General features: G+C 73.0%; 14 protein-coding genes and 1 riboswitch. Of the genes, 6 read left to right on the top strand and 8 right to left on the bottom strand.

The window, feature by feature from the left end; all coding sequences use genetic code 11:
* Window positions 1-604: 604 nt before the first annotated feature.
* The gene (locus ACFVU9_RS15290) at window positions 605-2,065 is read right to left on the bottom strand and encodes an MFS transporter (protein ID WP_387593597.1); all 1,461 of its coding nucleotides are present in this window, start codon (window positions 2,063-2,065) and stop codon (window positions 605-607) included.
* A gap of 127 nt (window positions 2,066-2,192) precedes the next feature.
* Here ACFVU9_RS15290 and ACFVU9_RS15285 point away from each other — a divergent pair, with 127 nt between their 5' ends.
* Complete coding sequence (locus ACFVU9_RS15285) at window positions 2,193-2,726, top strand: winged helix-turn-helix transcriptional regulator (protein WP_380507578.1); 534 nt, start codon at window positions 2,193-2,195, stop codon at window positions 2,724-2,726.
* A 223-nt stretch (window positions 2,727-2,949) separates the two neighbouring features.
* On the opposite strand, the gene ACFVU9_RS15280 is transcribed toward ACFVU9_RS15285, so the two are convergent.
* The 6 genes from ACFVU9_RS15280 to ACFVU9_RS15255 all read right to left on the bottom strand — a co-directional run bounded on the left by ACFVU9_RS15280 (window position 2,950) and on the right by ACFVU9_RS15255 (window position 9,219).
* Window positions 2,950-4,155: an alpha/beta hydrolase family protein gene (locus ACFVU9_RS15280; protein WP_387593595.1), complete on the bottom strand. Its 1,206-nt coding sequence runs from the start codon at window positions 4,153-4,155 to the stop codon at window positions 2,950-2,952.
* 149 nt (window positions 4,156-4,304) lie between these two features.
* A complete protein-coding gene (locus ACFVU9_RS15275; RefSeq protein ID WP_387593593.1) occupies window positions 4,305-5,489 on the bottom strand; it encodes a thiolase family protein in 1,185 nt (394 codons plus the stop codon).
* Window positions 5,490-5,677: 188 nt separating this feature from the next.
* Entirely contained in the window at window positions 5,678-6,730 is a 1,053-nt protein-coding gene (locus tag ACFVU9_RS15270; RefSeq protein ID WP_387593591.1) for a serine hydrolase domain-containing protein, read from the bottom strand.
* A 193-nt stretch (window positions 6,731-6,923) separates the two neighbouring features.
* Entirely contained in the window at window positions 6,924-7,799 is an 876-nt protein-coding gene (locus tag ACFVU9_RS15265) for a glycoside hydrolase family 19 protein (RefSeq protein ID WP_387593627.1), read from the bottom strand.
* Window positions 7,800-7,957: 158 nt separating this feature from the next.
* Window positions 7,958-8,371 carry an HIT family protein gene (locus tag ACFVU9_RS15260; RefSeq protein ID WP_387593590.1) on the bottom strand — a complete coding sequence of 138 codons (414 nt, stop codon included), beginning with the start codon at window positions 8,369-8,371 and terminating at the stop codon, window positions 7,958-7,960.
* 152 nt (window positions 8,372-8,523) lie between these two features.
* On the bottom strand, window positions 8,524-9,219 hold the full coding sequence (locus ACFVU9_RS15255; protein ID WP_387593588.1) for an MSMEG_1061 family FMN-dependent PPOX-type flavoprotein: 696 nt from the start codon (window positions 9,217-9,219) through the stop codon (window positions 8,524-8,526).
* Window positions 9,220-9,347: 128 nt separating this feature from the next.
* Here ACFVU9_RS15255 and ACFVU9_RS15250 point away from each other — a divergent pair, with 128 nt between their 5' ends.
* The gene (locus ACFVU9_RS15250) at window positions 9,348-9,662 is read left to right on the top strand and encodes an antibiotic biosynthesis monooxygenase family protein (RefSeq protein WP_380438915.1); all 315 of its coding nucleotides are present in this window, start codon (window positions 9,348-9,350) and stop codon (window positions 9,660-9,662) included.
* A 46-nt stretch (window positions 9,663-9,708) separates the two neighbouring features.
* Here ACFVU9_RS15250 and ACFVU9_RS15245 read toward each other — a convergent pair whose 3' ends face one another.
* Complete coding sequence (locus ACFVU9_RS15245; RefSeq protein ID WP_380438917.1) at window positions 9,709-9,954, bottom strand: SCO4226 family nickel-binding protein; 246 nt, start codon at window positions 9,952-9,954, stop codon at window positions 9,709-9,711.
* 256 nt (window positions 9,955-10,210) lie between these two features.
* Window positions 10,211-10,338, top strand: a riboswitch (FMN riboswitch).
* A gap of 210 nt (window positions 10,339-10,548) precedes the next feature.
* Here ACFVU9_RS15245 and ACFVU9_RS15240 point away from each other — a divergent pair.
* From ACFVU9_RS15240 to ribH, 4 genes are all read left to right on the top strand, one after another.
* Window positions 10,549-11,280, top strand: coding sequence for a riboflavin synthase (locus ACFVU9_RS15240; RefSeq protein ID WP_387593586.1), 732 nt, complete (start codon window positions 10,549-10,551; stop codon window positions 11,278-11,280).
* Between the two features lie 56 nt (window positions 11,281-11,336).
* Complete coding sequence (locus tag ACFVU9_RS15235) at window positions 11,337-11,924, top strand: nicotinamide mononucleotide transporter family protein (RefSeq protein ID WP_359963820.1); 588 nt, start codon at window positions 11,337-11,339, stop codon at window positions 11,922-11,924.
* Window positions 11,921-13,204, top strand: a complete 1,284-nt coding sequence (locus ACFVU9_RS15230; protein WP_387593584.1) for a bifunctional 3,4-dihydroxy-2-butanone-4-phosphate synthase/GTP cyclohydrolase II — start codon at window positions 11,921-11,923, stop codon at window positions 13,202-13,204. Before ACFVU9_RS15235 ends, ACFVU9_RS15230 begins: the two co-directional genes overlap by 4 nt.
* A gap of 61 nt (window positions 13,205-13,265) precedes the next feature.
* Window positions 13,266-13,739, top strand: a complete 474-nt coding sequence (gene ribH, locus ACFVU9_RS15225) for a 6,7-dimethyl-8-ribityllumazine synthase (RefSeq protein WP_380438923.1) — start codon at window positions 13,266-13,268, stop codon at window positions 13,737-13,739.
* The last annotated feature ends 39 nt before the right edge of the window (window positions 13,740-13,778 follow it).

Raw genomic sequence — 13,778 nt, 5'->3', positions numbered from 1 at the left:
ACACACAGCGACGGAAAGTCGGCCGAATCGACTTTCTGCGCTGGCGGCCGCCCGCGTCTTTCGACGCCGGCTGGCCGTGGGGCGCAGGCTTGCCTGACGCTGAGACGCTGGAAGTCGGGCGGGTCGACTTTTCGGTCCGTTCCTCCCGGCTCGGTTGAGCGCTCTGGGTTGGGGTGGGGCACCAGGAGTCGGGTGGGCCGACTTTTGGTGCGGAGTGCGGGCCTCGTCGCTTGGGTGGATTCTGGCTCTGCTGGGGCAGGGGGCGCGCTGGAAGTCGGTTGGGCCGACTTTTGGCTCCGGGGTGGGGGCGTGGGTCGGTTCGGTTTTGTGGTCCGGGTTGGGCTCGTGGGGGGCGCCAGGGGTCGGGTGGGCCGACTTTTGGCGCGGGGTGGGGCTTCGTCGTTTGGGTGGCTTTTGGCTCCGGGAAGGGGCGTCGGCCGGTTCGGTTTTGTGGTCTGTGTTGGGCAGGCGGAGGCGTGAGAAGTCGGGCGGGCCGACTTTTGGCGCGAGTGGGGGAGCCGCTTGGCCTGGGCGATTGGGTTGGTGGCGTTCTGCTGTGGTGGGGCAGCGCCAGAAGTCGGGTGGGGCGACTTTCTGTGGGCCCTCAACTGGTGGGGACTCGCTCCCGTGTCGGGGCCTTCGCCCCCTCCGCGGCTTCCGTCCTGCGGGATTCGGCAGCGCGGGAGGCCAGGGCCAGCAGGGCTCCGGCGAAGCACAGGACGGCCGCTACGACGACGGCGCGGTCGGTGCCCGCCGCCAGGGCGCGGGCCGCTGCCTCGTGGCCGGGGGTGGTCGGGTGGGCGGAGGCGGCCACGGCCACCGTGACCGCCACGCCCAGGGCCGAACCCACGTACCGGGACGTGTTGTTGGCGCCGGATCCCATGGCCGCCCGGTGGGCCGGGACGCTGCTCACCGCGAGCCGGGCGAGGGCGGCGTTCAGCACGCCGCTGCCGATGCCCGCGACCGCGAGCCCGGGCGCCAGCCGTGCCCAGGTGGAGTCCGGGCCCAGCCCGTACAGGCCGGCCTCGCCGATGCCGCAGATCAGCAGCCCGACCGCGACCTGGGTGGTCGCCGCCAGGTGGGCCGCGAGCCGTCGGGCCTGGAGGGCGGCGAGGACCGAGAGGCCCGACCAGATGGCCAGCACCCCGCCGACCGCCAGCCCGGAGAGGCCGAGGACGCCCTGGAGCAGGGTGGGCAGGTAGCTCATGAAGCCGACCATCGACAGCCCGGTGAACATCGCCCCGCCGGTGGCCGCGATGAAGCCGGGGCTGCGGAACAGCGAGAGGTCCAGCATCGGCTCCCGGACCTTGGCTTCGATCAGGGCGAACAGTGCGAGCAGCAGCACCCCGGCCGCCAGCAGCACCAGTACTGCGGGCCGGCCCCAGCCGGTGCGGCCCTCGGCCAGTCCGGCGATCAGCAAGGTCGTTCCGGCGGCGAGGGTGAGGACGCCCCAGGGGTCGAGCGGGCGGGGCCGGTCGGCCCGTGACTCGGCGAGGACGGCCGAGGCGAGGGCCGCGAGCGCCGCGGACACGACGGCGAGCCCGCCGCCGACCGCCCGCCACCCGGCCCACTGCGCGACCAGCGCGCCGTAGACCGGGCCGATCGCGATGCCCAGGCCGACCGCCGCACCCCACACGCCGAGCGCCCTGATCCGGGCCGGTCCGGGCGGGAACGCGTGGCTGATCAGCCCGAGCGCGGGCGCCAGGATCGCCGCCGAACCGGCGCCGAGCAGCACCCGGGCGGTGAGGTAGGCGGCGCCGCCGGGGGCGAGGGCGGCGAGCGCCTCGGAGGCGGCGAACAGCAGTACGCCGAAGGTGAAGACGCGCTTGCGCCCGTGGTCGTCGGCCGCGCTGCCGGCGGTGAGCAGCAGGGCCGAGATGCCGACGAGGGTGCCGGTGAGGATCCAGGTGCGGCCGCCGGCCCCGAGGTGGGCCGCCTCGGCGGTGGCGGCGAGCGAGGCGGTGGGGGCGGTGTAGGCGACGGTGACCAGCGCGGTGGCGACCGCGGCGGTGAACAGGGTGGCACCGGGCCGGACGGGCACGGGGCCGGTTGGTGCGGGGGACATCGGTGTTCCCTCCGGGAGCGGCGGTGGGTCCAGTGGGTCTGGTGAATGAACCTGCTTTCCGGGCAGCACGCTACCACCAAGAGTCTGTTGATTGAACCCACTGGGCGACTGGACTACGCTGACCGCCATGGCGCTCGGAACCGACTACGAACTGCAGGACTGCGCACTCGCCCGCGCCCTGGAGGTGGTCGGCGAGCGCTGGAGCCTCCTGATCGTGCGTGACGCCTTCTACGGCGTGCAGCGCTTCAACGACTTCCTCGTCCACCTCGGCATCCCGCGGGCCGTCCTCACCGCCCGCCTCAACACGCTCGTCGCCGCCGGCGTCCTGCGCAAGGAGCCGTACCAGTACGCGCCGCTGCGCCACGGCTACCTGCTCACCGAGGCCGGACTCGAACTGTGGGCGCCGCTCTACCTGTTGAGCCGCTGGGGCGGTCGGCACGCCACCCCGGACGGTCCGCGCCACCTCTTCGCGCACACCGCCTGCGGCACGGACCTCGACCGCACAGGCGCGTGTCCGCACTGCGGCCGGTTCGTCCCGCCCGCCGAAGTCGTGATCCGGCCCAACCCCGGCCGCGGCGGCGCCCCGCGCACCGACCCGGTCTCGCTCGCGCTGGCCGGCCCGCACCGGCTGCTCGAACCACTCGCCTCGGCCGCTCCCTAGCCCGCCCGGGCGTTCCCTGGCCCACCCGCCCGGTCGCCGCCTGCCCCGCCCGGCTGCCGTCTGGCCTGCCGGTCGCCGCCCACCCGCCCGGTCGCCGCCGGCCCTGCCCGGCTGCCGGCTGCCGTCTGGCCTGCCGGTCGCCGCCCGGCCCCGCCGGGGCGCGGGGACGCCGACGAGGCCGTCGGCACCGTGCCGACGGCCTCACGACGCTCGCGGCCGGCGCCTACGAGTGGAAGCCGACCTCCGGGTTCTCCGCCGTCGGCCCGTCGAGGATCGGCTGGTCGACGCCCTTCAACTGCAGGTCGAAGAAGGCCGCGACGTACTCGCGCGTGAGCGAGAGCGCGCGCCGGGCGGGGATCGTCCGGCCGGTGTCGGGGAGGCCGAGTGCGTCGAGGAACAGCGGGAAGTCGGTGAACGAGGGGTGGTTGGTGCCCGCGACGGTCAGCCAGCGCTTCCAGCCGTCGAGGTTGGGCCAGCTCTCGGTCCAGCTGGTGTCCTCCTCGCCGTCCGGCAGGGGGTGGCCGATCATCATGAACGGCTTGCCGCCGATGCCGGAGGCGGGCACGGTGACGTCCATGCTGCCGTCCAGGTCCACGCCGGCCTGGATCCGGTCGTCGGTGAGCAGGGCCGGGACGGTCGCCGCACCGCCGGCGGAGTGGCCGGCCATGCCGATGCGGTCGGGGTCGATCATGCGCGAGTAACGCCAGGCGGGGTGGGGGTGGGCGGTCAGCTGGTCGAGGACGAAGGAGGCGTCCTTCGCGCGGCTGCGGTCCAGGCCCGCCCAGGCTTCCGGGGTCTTCAGCTGGCCGCACATGACGCAGGGCAGCGTCTGCCCGTCGGGGAAGGTCGTTCCGGTGTTCTCGTAGGTGTGGTCGATCAGCGCGACGACGTAGCCGCGGCTGGACAGGTCCTCGGCGAGGCTGGTCAGCGAGGTGCGCGGCATCGTGAAGCCGGGCGAGAGGAGGATCAGCGGGTACCGGCCGGGCGCGGGGCGCGCGTCGGACTCGGCCCAGGTCCGGGTGGCGGTGATCGCCTCGGTCGGGATGGTGTTGCCCGGCAGCTTCGCGTCCAGCAGCATCCGCGCGGCCTCGGGCGTCATGTACGGGGCCGGGCCGCCGGTGCCCGCCTTGGCGGGGTAGTACATCGACACCATCAGCTGGCGCGGACCCGCCGACGGCACCCACGGGTCGGGCCGGTCCTGGTCGACGAGGTGCAGGATCTCCCGCCCGACCGCGTGCGGCCCGGTCGGGTGCGGGAGTTCGACGTGGACGGCGGCCGGCGTGGTGGCCGGGGTGCCGGCGGTGCCGGGAGAGGTGGCCGCGGCGGCCGCGGGTGGGGAGGCGGCGAGCGCGGGTGCGGCGGCGACGACGGACAGCGGCAGGGCGAGCAGCAGGGCCGCCGCCGCGGCAGTGCGACGAATTCCGGTCATGCGAGGACCGTATGTGCCGCGCAATGGAATTGACGTCGCCTCAGCGGCGTAGGGGTTCCACCGGAGAGTACGACGGCCGTCGACATACGGCCCCTACGGGCACCCCTAGGGGTGCACCGGCCCCGCCGTCGGGCGACCGACTCCGGGCGTCAGGCGATCGACTCCAGGATCGTCGCGTTCGCCAGGCCGCCCGCCTCGCACATCGTCTGCAGCGCGTACCGCGCGCCGCGCCGGCGCATCTCGTGGACCAGGGTGGTCATCAGGCGGGTGCCGCTCGCGCCCAGCGGGTGGCCGAGGGCGATCGCGCCGCCGTTGACGTTGAGCCGGGCCGGGTCGGCGCCGGTCTCCCGGAGCCAGGCCAGGACGACGCTCGCGAAGGCCTCGTTCACCTCGAACAGGTCGATGTCGGCGAGCGAGAGCCCCGAGCGGCGCAGCACCCTGTCGGTGGCGGGCAGCACGCCGGTGAGCATCAGCAGCGGGTCCGAGCCGGTGACCGCGAAGGAGTGCAGCCGGGCCAGCGGGCGCAGGCCGAGCCGGGCGGCGGTCTCGCTGCTGGTGATCAGGACGGCGGAGGCGCCGTCGTTGATCGGGCTGCTGTTGCCCGCCGTCACCGACCACGAGATCTGCGGGAAGCGCTCCGCGTAGCCCGGGTCCTCGAAGGCGGGGCGCAGCCCGGCGAGCACCTCGGGGGTGGTGCCCAGCCGCACCGACTCGTCCATGGTCACGAGCCCGTTCGGGGTGGGGACCGGTGCGAGTTCGGCCGTGAACAGGCCGTCCGCGTGGGCTCGTGCCGCCTTGGCGTGCGAGTCGGCGGCGAAGGCGTCCATCTCCTCGCGCGAGATCGACCACTTCGCGGCGATCAGCTCGGCGCTGACGCCCTGCGGGACCAGCCCGCCGGGGTAGCGGGCGGCGACGGACGCGCCGAACGGATCGGCGCCGGGCGGCACGTTGGACCACATCGGCACGCGGCTCATCGACTCGATCCCGCAGGCGACCACGATGTCGTAGGCGCCCGCGATCACGCCCTGCGCGGCGAAGTGCACCGCCTGCTGGGAGGAGCCGCACTGCCGGTCGACCGTGGTCGCCGGGACGGAGTCCGGGAACCCGGCCGCGAGCCACGCGTAGCGGGTGGTGTTCATCGCCTGCTCGGCGACCTGGTCGACGCAGCCGCCGATCACGTCGTCGACCAGGGCCGGATCGATGCCGCTGCGCCCGATCAGGGCCTGGAGCGTGTGCGCGAGCAACTCGACCGGGTGGACGCCGGCCAGCGAGCCTCCCGGCTTGCCCTTGCCGACGGGGGTGCGGACGGCTTCGACGATCACGGCGTCACGCATGACGGCCGCCCTTCTTGGGTGTTGGGGACCTGAGAGGGTAGTTGGAAAAGCAAACTCACTATAGATCTAGTGAGTTCGAGAATCCAACCCTCTCGGGCTCGTCGCCGCCTCGCCGCTTCCGCCTCTCCGCTTCCGTTCCCCTCCGGTTCCGTCCCTCCGCTTCTGCCGCTTCCGCCTCTCCGCGCCGGCTACACCGCCGTCGCGAACTCGTTCTGCAACCTGCGCAGCAGCGCCGTCCCCGCCGAATCGGCCGACCGCCCGCTGTTGACCAGGACCACCACCCCCACCTGCTTCTCCGGATCGAAGGCGACGAAGGACCGGAACCCGCCCGTGCCGCCGTTGTGCCAGATCTGGAGGTGACCGCCCTGCTGGGTGTGCAGGCGGTGGCCGAGCCACCCCAGGTGCATCCAGGCGAACGGGTTGACGCGGTGCCGCACCTCCCTGGTGAGCGAGATCGCGGGCGCCAGCGGCCCGTCCGGCTCGCGGCCGGCGGCCAGCTGGGCCCGCAGGAGTATCGAGAGGTCGGCGGCGGTCGAGCGGAGCGCCCCCATGCCTCCCAGGTCGGCGAGGTCCCAGAACGGCACCGGCCGTGCGGCCGCCGAGTGCCCCCGGGCGAGCCGGTCGGAATGCTCCTCGCCGGGCGTCACGACGGTGTCCCCGAGCCCGAGCGGCGCGCAGACCTCCCGGCGCACCAGCTCCTCGTACCCGACCCCGGCCCGCTCGGCCAGCGCGAGACCGAGCAGCCCGGCGCCGAGGTTGGAGTAGCGGAAGCTGCGCCCGGGCGCCGAGCGCAGCTTGGTGCGGCCGAGCCCGGCGAGGACGTGCTCCGCCGTGCAGTGCGCGTACGGATCGGACCGGCGCGAGGTGAACAGACTGGCCACCAGGACGCCCCGGGGCAGGCGGGGGAGTCCCGAGGTATGCGTGGCGAGGTCCTTCAGGGTGATCTCCCGCCCGCCCCGGACGGGGAGCGCGGTGCCGCCGGGGAGCAGTGCGGCGACCGGCTCCTCCAGCGCGGTGGAGCCGTCGAGCACCATCCGGGCGAGCGCGAGCGAGGTGAACACCTTGGTGACGGAACCGATTTCGAACAGCGTGCGCGGTCCGGGCGCGCCGCCGCCCGGACCGGTGCGCCCGGCACCGTGGATCTCCACGGCGCCGCCGGCCAGCCCGGCGACCACCGCGCCGACGTGCTGGCCCGCGAGCCGGTCGGCCGTCCGCTGGACGAGGCAGGCGAGTTCGTTCATGACTGTGAGCCTAGGCCCGCCCACCTGCCGATTCGTCAGCCCTCATGGTGATCTGCGCCGCCTCCCCGTGCGTCCCCGGGAGTACGCCCCGCTGCGCTCGCCGAAGTACAGGCGAAGTACGGGCGGAATGCGGGGCGACGTACGGGCCGGGCGAAGTACGGGCGAAGTACGGGCGAAGTACGGGCGGGGCGCGTCAGCAGGTCAGGTTCGCCCCCGGATCCACGCCGAGGAGCTGCGCGAACCCCTGGTACAGGCTGACCCGGTGCTGCATCTGCGCCGGGTTGTTGCCGTTGCACTCCAGCGTGCCGTTGATGCTGCGGATCGTCTCGCCGAAGCCGGCGCCGTTGACCATCGCGTCGTGCGCGGTCATGGTGCCCGGCCCGTTCTGGGTGTTCCAGTACCAGAGGCCGGTCTTCCAGGCGACGGCCGGATCGGTCTCCACCAGGCCCGGACTGTCCAGCAGGTCGATCCCGAGCGAGTCCCCGGCGGCCTTGTAGTTGAAGTTCCAGCTGAGCTGGATCGGCCCGCGCCCGTAGTACGCGGCCTGCCCGGCCGGGCACCCGTAGGGCTGCGAAGCGTCGCAGTAGTGCGGGTAGTTGGCGGTGTTCTGCTCGACGACGTAGACCAGCCCGCCGGTCTCGTGGCTGACGTTGGCGAGGGACGCGGCGGCCTCCTGCCGGCGGACGGTGTCGCTGCCGGTGGTGGTGAAGCCGGGGTAGGCGGGGAGCGCGTCGAGGAGGCCCTGGTAGGTGTAGAAGGGGTTCCGGTTCGGGAACATCTGCTCGAACTGGGCCTGGCTGACCGGGAATCCGCCCGGACCGGGCTGGGTGGGGGTCGGTGTGGGCGACGGGTCGCCGGAGCCGCCGCAGGCGCCCTGGTCGGACCAGACGCCGGAACCGCCGGTACTGGGCGGCTCGTTCTGAGTCCACCACTTGGCGGTCCAGTTGTGCCCGCCGTACGAGACGGCGGCTCCGCCGGTGTACACGGCCGAGGAGCTCCACGGCGTGCCGCAGGTGGCGGCGCCGGCGCCGGCCGGGAAGAGCAGGAGGACGGCCAGCGCCGTCGTCATGGCGGAGAGCAGCGCGAATGCGCGTTTGACTGACACGTCATCACCCTCGTGCAGTGGGGGAGTTGTGGGGGTGATGACGACTGAACCGCTATGGTCTATACCTGTCAAGGGGTTTGGTCAAAGGCGCTTACGAAATCCGAAAGGGGCCCCGCCCCGCCCTACGGCGCCAGTGCCGCCCGCAGCCGCGCCGCGACCTCGGCCGCCGCAGCCTCGTCCGGGTACGTCCCGCGCGGCCAGAAGAAGCCGCGCAGCCCGTCCCTCGGATTGCGCGGCACGACGTGGACGTGGAGGTGCGGCACCGACTGGCTGATCCGGTTGTTCGCCGCGACGAAGCTCCCGGCCGCGCCCAGCCCGCGCTCCACGGCGGCGGCCACCCGCTGGACCCGCAGGAAGAACGGCCCCACGTCGGCGGCCGGCAGGTCGGCGAGGGTGCGGTGGTGGGTGCGCGGGACGACGAGGACGTGCCCGGGGAAGAGCGGTCGCCGGTCCAGGAATGCCACCGCCGCCTCGTCGTCCAGCACCCGGTGCGCGGGCTCGGTGCCGGCGACGACCGCACAGAAGACGCAGTCCATCCGCCCATTCAAGCCGCCGCCCGCGGCCCGGGCACCTCCACCGCGCGAACGGACGCAGGCGGAGCGAACCGGAGCGAACAACGTGAACCGACGCGAACCGGCGCGGACGGATGCGGGCCGACGCGGACGGACAGGCCGGGCTCCGGCAGCCCCTACTCGTACCGGTACTGCAGCGCGTCCCGCTCGTCCTGCTCGATCATCTCGATGGTCATCCCGCCGTCCCGCAGGTGCGAGAGCGTGACCGCCGCCGAGCTCGGCTGTGCGTCCTTGGCGAGCCAGTTCTCCGGCTTCCACGCCGAACCGCGCAGGAACGACTTCGGGCAGTGCGCGTACACCTCCTCGACGCCCACGACGATCGCGCTGCGCGGCGGCTTGCCGACGGCCGTCAGCCGGCGCAGCAGCTCCGGGTCGGTGGACACGCAGGCCCGCCCGTTGACGCGCAGGGTGGTGTCCCGCCCGGGGACGACGAAGAGCAGCCCGACCCGGCCGTTCTCCAGGATGTTGTTCAGGGTGTCCAGGCGTTTGTTGCCGGTGGCGTCCGGTATGGCCAGCGTGTACTCGTCGAGCACCGAGACGAGCCCGGCCGGCCCGCCGCGGGGCGAGACGTCGCAGCGGCCCTCGGCGTCGGAGCTGGCCACGAAGACCATCGACGAGCAGGCGATCAGCTGCCGCGCGACCTCGTGCAGCCGGTCCACCTGCTTCTGGCGCGCCCGTTGGCCGGGCTGCTCGTAGACCTCGCGCAGCTGCTCGGCGGTGCGCAGGGCACCGGCGTCGAGCGCGGCGAAGAGGCCGTGCGGCCCGTCCTGCCCGGCGGTTGACGGAAGGGAAGTTTCCGATGTGCTGGTCATACCGGCGAATCTAGCCGGGCGGGTCAAGGTACCGGCCGGGGCGAATCCGAGTCCACCCCTCCCCACCAGCGCTTTTCCGCAGATTCCGCTGATAATGGGGCCAAGGACTTCCGCGGGAGGTGGTGGTCGTGATCGTCAGGATCTGGGCCGGGCAGGTCATGGCCGGGCGCGTCGAGGAATTCTGCACGCTGCTCACGACGAAGGTGATCCCGCAGCTCGGCAGCACCGACGGCTGCCTGGGCGGCGAGCTGCTGCGCTCGGTGACCGAGGACGGGCACCGGGTGCTCGTGGTCAGCCGGTGGCGCGACGAGGAGGCCCTGCGCGGGTACGCCGGGCCGATGTGGCGGATCCGGCCGGTCTGGTCCGAGGGGGAGCTGAGCTACCTCGCGCACCCGCCCGTGGTCAGCCACTTCATGCCGATCGCCGCACCCGCCAGGCTCTGAGGCCCGCCAGGCTCTGGGGCCCGCCGGGCTTTGGCACTCGGCGGCTTCAGATCTGCAGCGGCACCGGGTGGATCTCGTCCGCCGGGTGGCCCGTACGCGTGTGGACGCGCTGCACGGCCTCCTTGGACGGCGCGTCGGAGAGGCAGTACACCGTGCCCGATTCGGGGTCGGCCCACGCCTGCTCGAACCGCACGCCCTCGTCGCCCTGGACCGCCAGGTCGGCGTCGTGGGCCGCCTTGAGCTGGTCGCCGGTGATCCCGGCCATCCCGTGGTGGACGTCCATGAACTTCATCGTTCTCGCCTCCACAGCTCCGGACCCCGGAGCTTCCTCACCTTCCGTGAACACCCCCACCATCACCAGCCTGCGCCCCGACCCCGCCGACCACCACCGCACGGCTGCGCGCCCACGGTCGCCCCGCGATCACGAGTGCCCCGCGACCACGAGCGCGCCGCGCATTCCCCGCCCTCACGTGAAACAGCCCACAGCGAAAGCCTCTCGCTGGCCTTGCGCGCGCCGTGGCACAATGACCGCAACAGCAGTGACGTTCAGCGCACTCCGGGGTCGGTGAAAATCCGAACCGGCGGTTACAGTCCGCGACCCGTCCGCAGCCAGCGGGCGGTTGACCAGGTGAAATTCCTGGACCGACGGTTAAAGTCCGGATGGGAGGCGTGCGCGGGCGGACGAAGAGCAGTACCCGTGGCCCCCCGGTGGTCCGCGGGAAGGTGGACGGCGGGAGCGCACGCGCTTCCGTGCCGGGCGAGCGATCTCCCGGCTGCTGCGGTACCCCGGAGACGGGTGTGCCACCGGCTCCGTGCACCGGTGCCCGTCCGTGTCATCTCCCCTTGCCGCCCCGGAGTCCGCGCCCCAAGCGCGAGGAGAACCCGGGTGTTCACCGGCATCATCGAAGAGCTCGGCGAGGTCGTGTCGATCGAGGAGATCGGCGACTCCTCGCGAATCCGCCTGCGCGGCCCGGTGGTCTGTTCCGGTGCGCGTCACGGCGACTCGATCGCGGTCAACGGCGTGTGCCTGACGGTGGTCGACACCCCCGAGCAACTGGCGGCCGACACCGGCGAGTTCAGTGCCGACGTGATGGCGGAGACGCTGCACCGCTCCAGCCTGGGCGAGCTCGCACCGGGCTCGCCGGTCAACCTGGAGCGCGCCATGGCGCTCGGCGACCGGCTCGGCGGCCACCTCGTCCAGGGGCACGTCGACGCGACCGGCAGGCTGCTGGCCCGCGAGCCCGGCGAGCGCGACGCGGCCGGTGAACTCCGCTGGGAGGTCCTGCGGTTCAGCCTCCCGGAGACCATCTCCCGCTACCTGGTGGCGAAGGGCTCGATCACCGTCGACGGCGTGAGCCTCACCGTGGTCGAGGCCGCCCGCGACAGCTTCACCGTCAGCCTGATCCCCGCCACCCTCGCGCTGACCACGCTCGGCGCGAAGACCGTCGGCGCGAGCGTCAACCTGGAGGTGGACGTCCTCGCCAAGTACGTGGAGCGGCTGCTGGAGTCCCGCACCCTGCCGAACCTCCCCAACCTGAACGGCCTGAACGGCCTGAACGGCCTGAACAGCCTGAACGACCTCGACACCGCGAACGAAACCACGGGGGAATCCAAGTGAGCTGGCTGAGCTCCGAAGCCTTCACCGTCCTCGGCGAGCACGTGAAGTGGGCCGACATGATCGGCAACGTGTTCGGCCTGACCGGACTCGCGCTCGGCTGGCGCCGCTCGGTGTGGAGCTGGCCGGTCCAGCTGCTCTCCGGCGCCGTGCTGATCGCCGCCTACCTGGGCGGCCACGTCCCGGGCCTGATCGGCAAGCAGCTGATCGTCATCGTCACCGCCGCCTGGGGCTGGGCCCAGTGGCAGCGCGGCCGCCGGGACACCGGCACGATCGCCGTGCGCTTCGCCACCTGGCCCGAGCGGGCGGCCCTGGTGGCCGGCACCGCCGCCGGTACGGTCGCGCTCGGGCTGCTGTTCAAGGCCTACCCGACGCTCTCCTGGAGCCCCTGGTCGGACGCCTACATCTTCGTCGGCACGCTGGCCGCGATGGTCGCCCAGGCGCGCGGCTGGCTGGAGTTCTGGTTCGCCTGGATCGCCGTCGACGTGGTCGGCGTCCCGCTCGCGTTCAACAGCGGCTACACCTTCTCCGGCCTCACCTACTCGATCTACTTCGTCCTGGTGCTGCTCGGCCTGCGCGCGTGGTGGCTGAGCACCCGTGAGCAGCGTCCCCAGTCCGCCACCGTCCCGCAGGGAGTCACCGCATGAGCCGCCAGAGCAGCTTGACGACCCGTCAGAACGACGGCGACGCCGACGAGTTCGTCCTCGACCCGGTCGAGCGGGCGATCGCCGACATCGCCCTCGGCCGCGCCGTGATCGTGGTCGACGACGAGGACCGCGAGAACGAGGGCGACATCGTCTTCGCCGCCTCCGCCGCGACGCCCGAGCTGATGGCCTTCACCATCCGCTACAGCTCCGGCGTGATCTGCGCCCCGATGACCGGCGACGAGCTCGACCGGCTCAAGCTGCCGCCGATGACGCAGGTCAACGAGGACCGCAAGGGCACCGCGTACGCCGTCTCGGTGGACGCCCGCGAAGGGGTCGACACCGGCATCTCCGCCGCCGACCGCGCCCGCACCGTCCGCCTGCTGTCCTCGGCCGGCACCGAGCCCGGCGACCTCACCCGCCCCGGCCACGTCTTCCCGCTGCGCGCGGTCGAGGGCGGCGTGCTGGTCCGCCCCGGCCACACCGAGGCCGCGGTTGACTTGGCCCGGCTCGCCGGGCTGGCGCCGGCCGGCGCGATCGCCGAGGTGGTCAACGACGACGGCACCATGGCCCGCCTGCCCGAACTGGTCGCCTTCGCCCGCGAGCACGGCCTCGCGATCATCTCCATCGAGGACCTGATCGCCTACCGCCGCCGCACCGAGTTGCACGTCGACCGTGCCGCGACCACCGCCCTGCCCACCGTCCACGGCGAGTTCACCGCCGTCGCCTACAAGGGCACCATCGACGGCGTCGAGCACATCGCCCTGGTCGCCGGCGGACTCGGCCCGGACGGGCGGCTGCCGGAGGGCGAGGACGTGTTGGTGCGCGTCCACTCCGAGTGCCTCACCGGCGACGTCTTCGGCTCGCTGCGCTGCGACTGCGGCCCGCAGCTGGAGGCCTCGCTGCGCCGGGTCGCCGAGTCCGGCCGCGGCGTCGTCCTCTACCTGCGCGGGCACGAGGGCCGGGGGATCGGCCTGGCCCACAAGCTGCGCGCCTACGAGCTCCAGGAGCAGGGGCGGGACACCGTCGACGCCAACCTCGACCTCGGTCTGCCGGCCGACGCCCGCGACTACAGCATCGGCGCCCAGATGCTCGTCGACCTCGGCGTGCGCTCGCTGACGCTGCTCACCAACAACCCCGAGAAGCTCACCGCGCTCACCGAGCACGGCCTCAAGGTCAAGGGGCGTGAATCGGTCGAGGTCGCGCCGGGCGAGCACAACCTGCGCTACCTGCGCACCAAGCGCGACCGGATGGGCCACGACCTGCCCGGCCTCGGCTCCTGACCGCCCCGAGCCCACCCGCACCAACCCACCCGCACGACGCACAGGACAGGAAGTAGCGAACATGAGCGGCCACGGAGCCCCCGAGCTGACCATCGACGGCGCCGCCGACCTCAAGGTCGCGGTCGTCGCCGCCCAGTGGCACGACCAGGTGATGAACGGCCTCCTGGACGGCGCCCACCGGGCGCTCAAGGAACTGGGCGTCACCGAGCCGACCGTGCTGCGCGTGCCCGGCACCTTCGAGCTGCCGGTGGCCGCCAAGCGCCTCGCCGACCGCGGCTACGACGCCGTGATCGCCCTCGGCGTCGTCATCCGCGGCGGCACCCCGCACTTCGACTACGTCTGCCAGGCGGCCACCGCCGGTCTCACCCAGGTCAGCGTGGACACCGGCGTCCCGGTCGGCTTCGGGGTGCTGACCTGCGACAACGACGAGCAGGCGCTCGACCGCGCGGGCCTGCCCGGCTCCGCCGAGGACAAGGGCCACGAGGCCGTCACGGCCGCCGTCGCCACCGCGGTGACGCTGCGCGACCTCGGCTGACGCACGCGTCACCGAGCGCATCACCGATCGCGCCGCCAC

Source organism: Kitasatospora sp. NPDC057936, assembly GCF_042887525.1.
Lineage (GTDB): Bacteria > Actinomycetota > Actinomycetes > Streptomycetales > Streptomycetaceae > Kitasatospora.
Note: the sequence above shows the minus strand (reverse complement) of the source record. Positions and strands in the feature narration are given on the sequence as shown.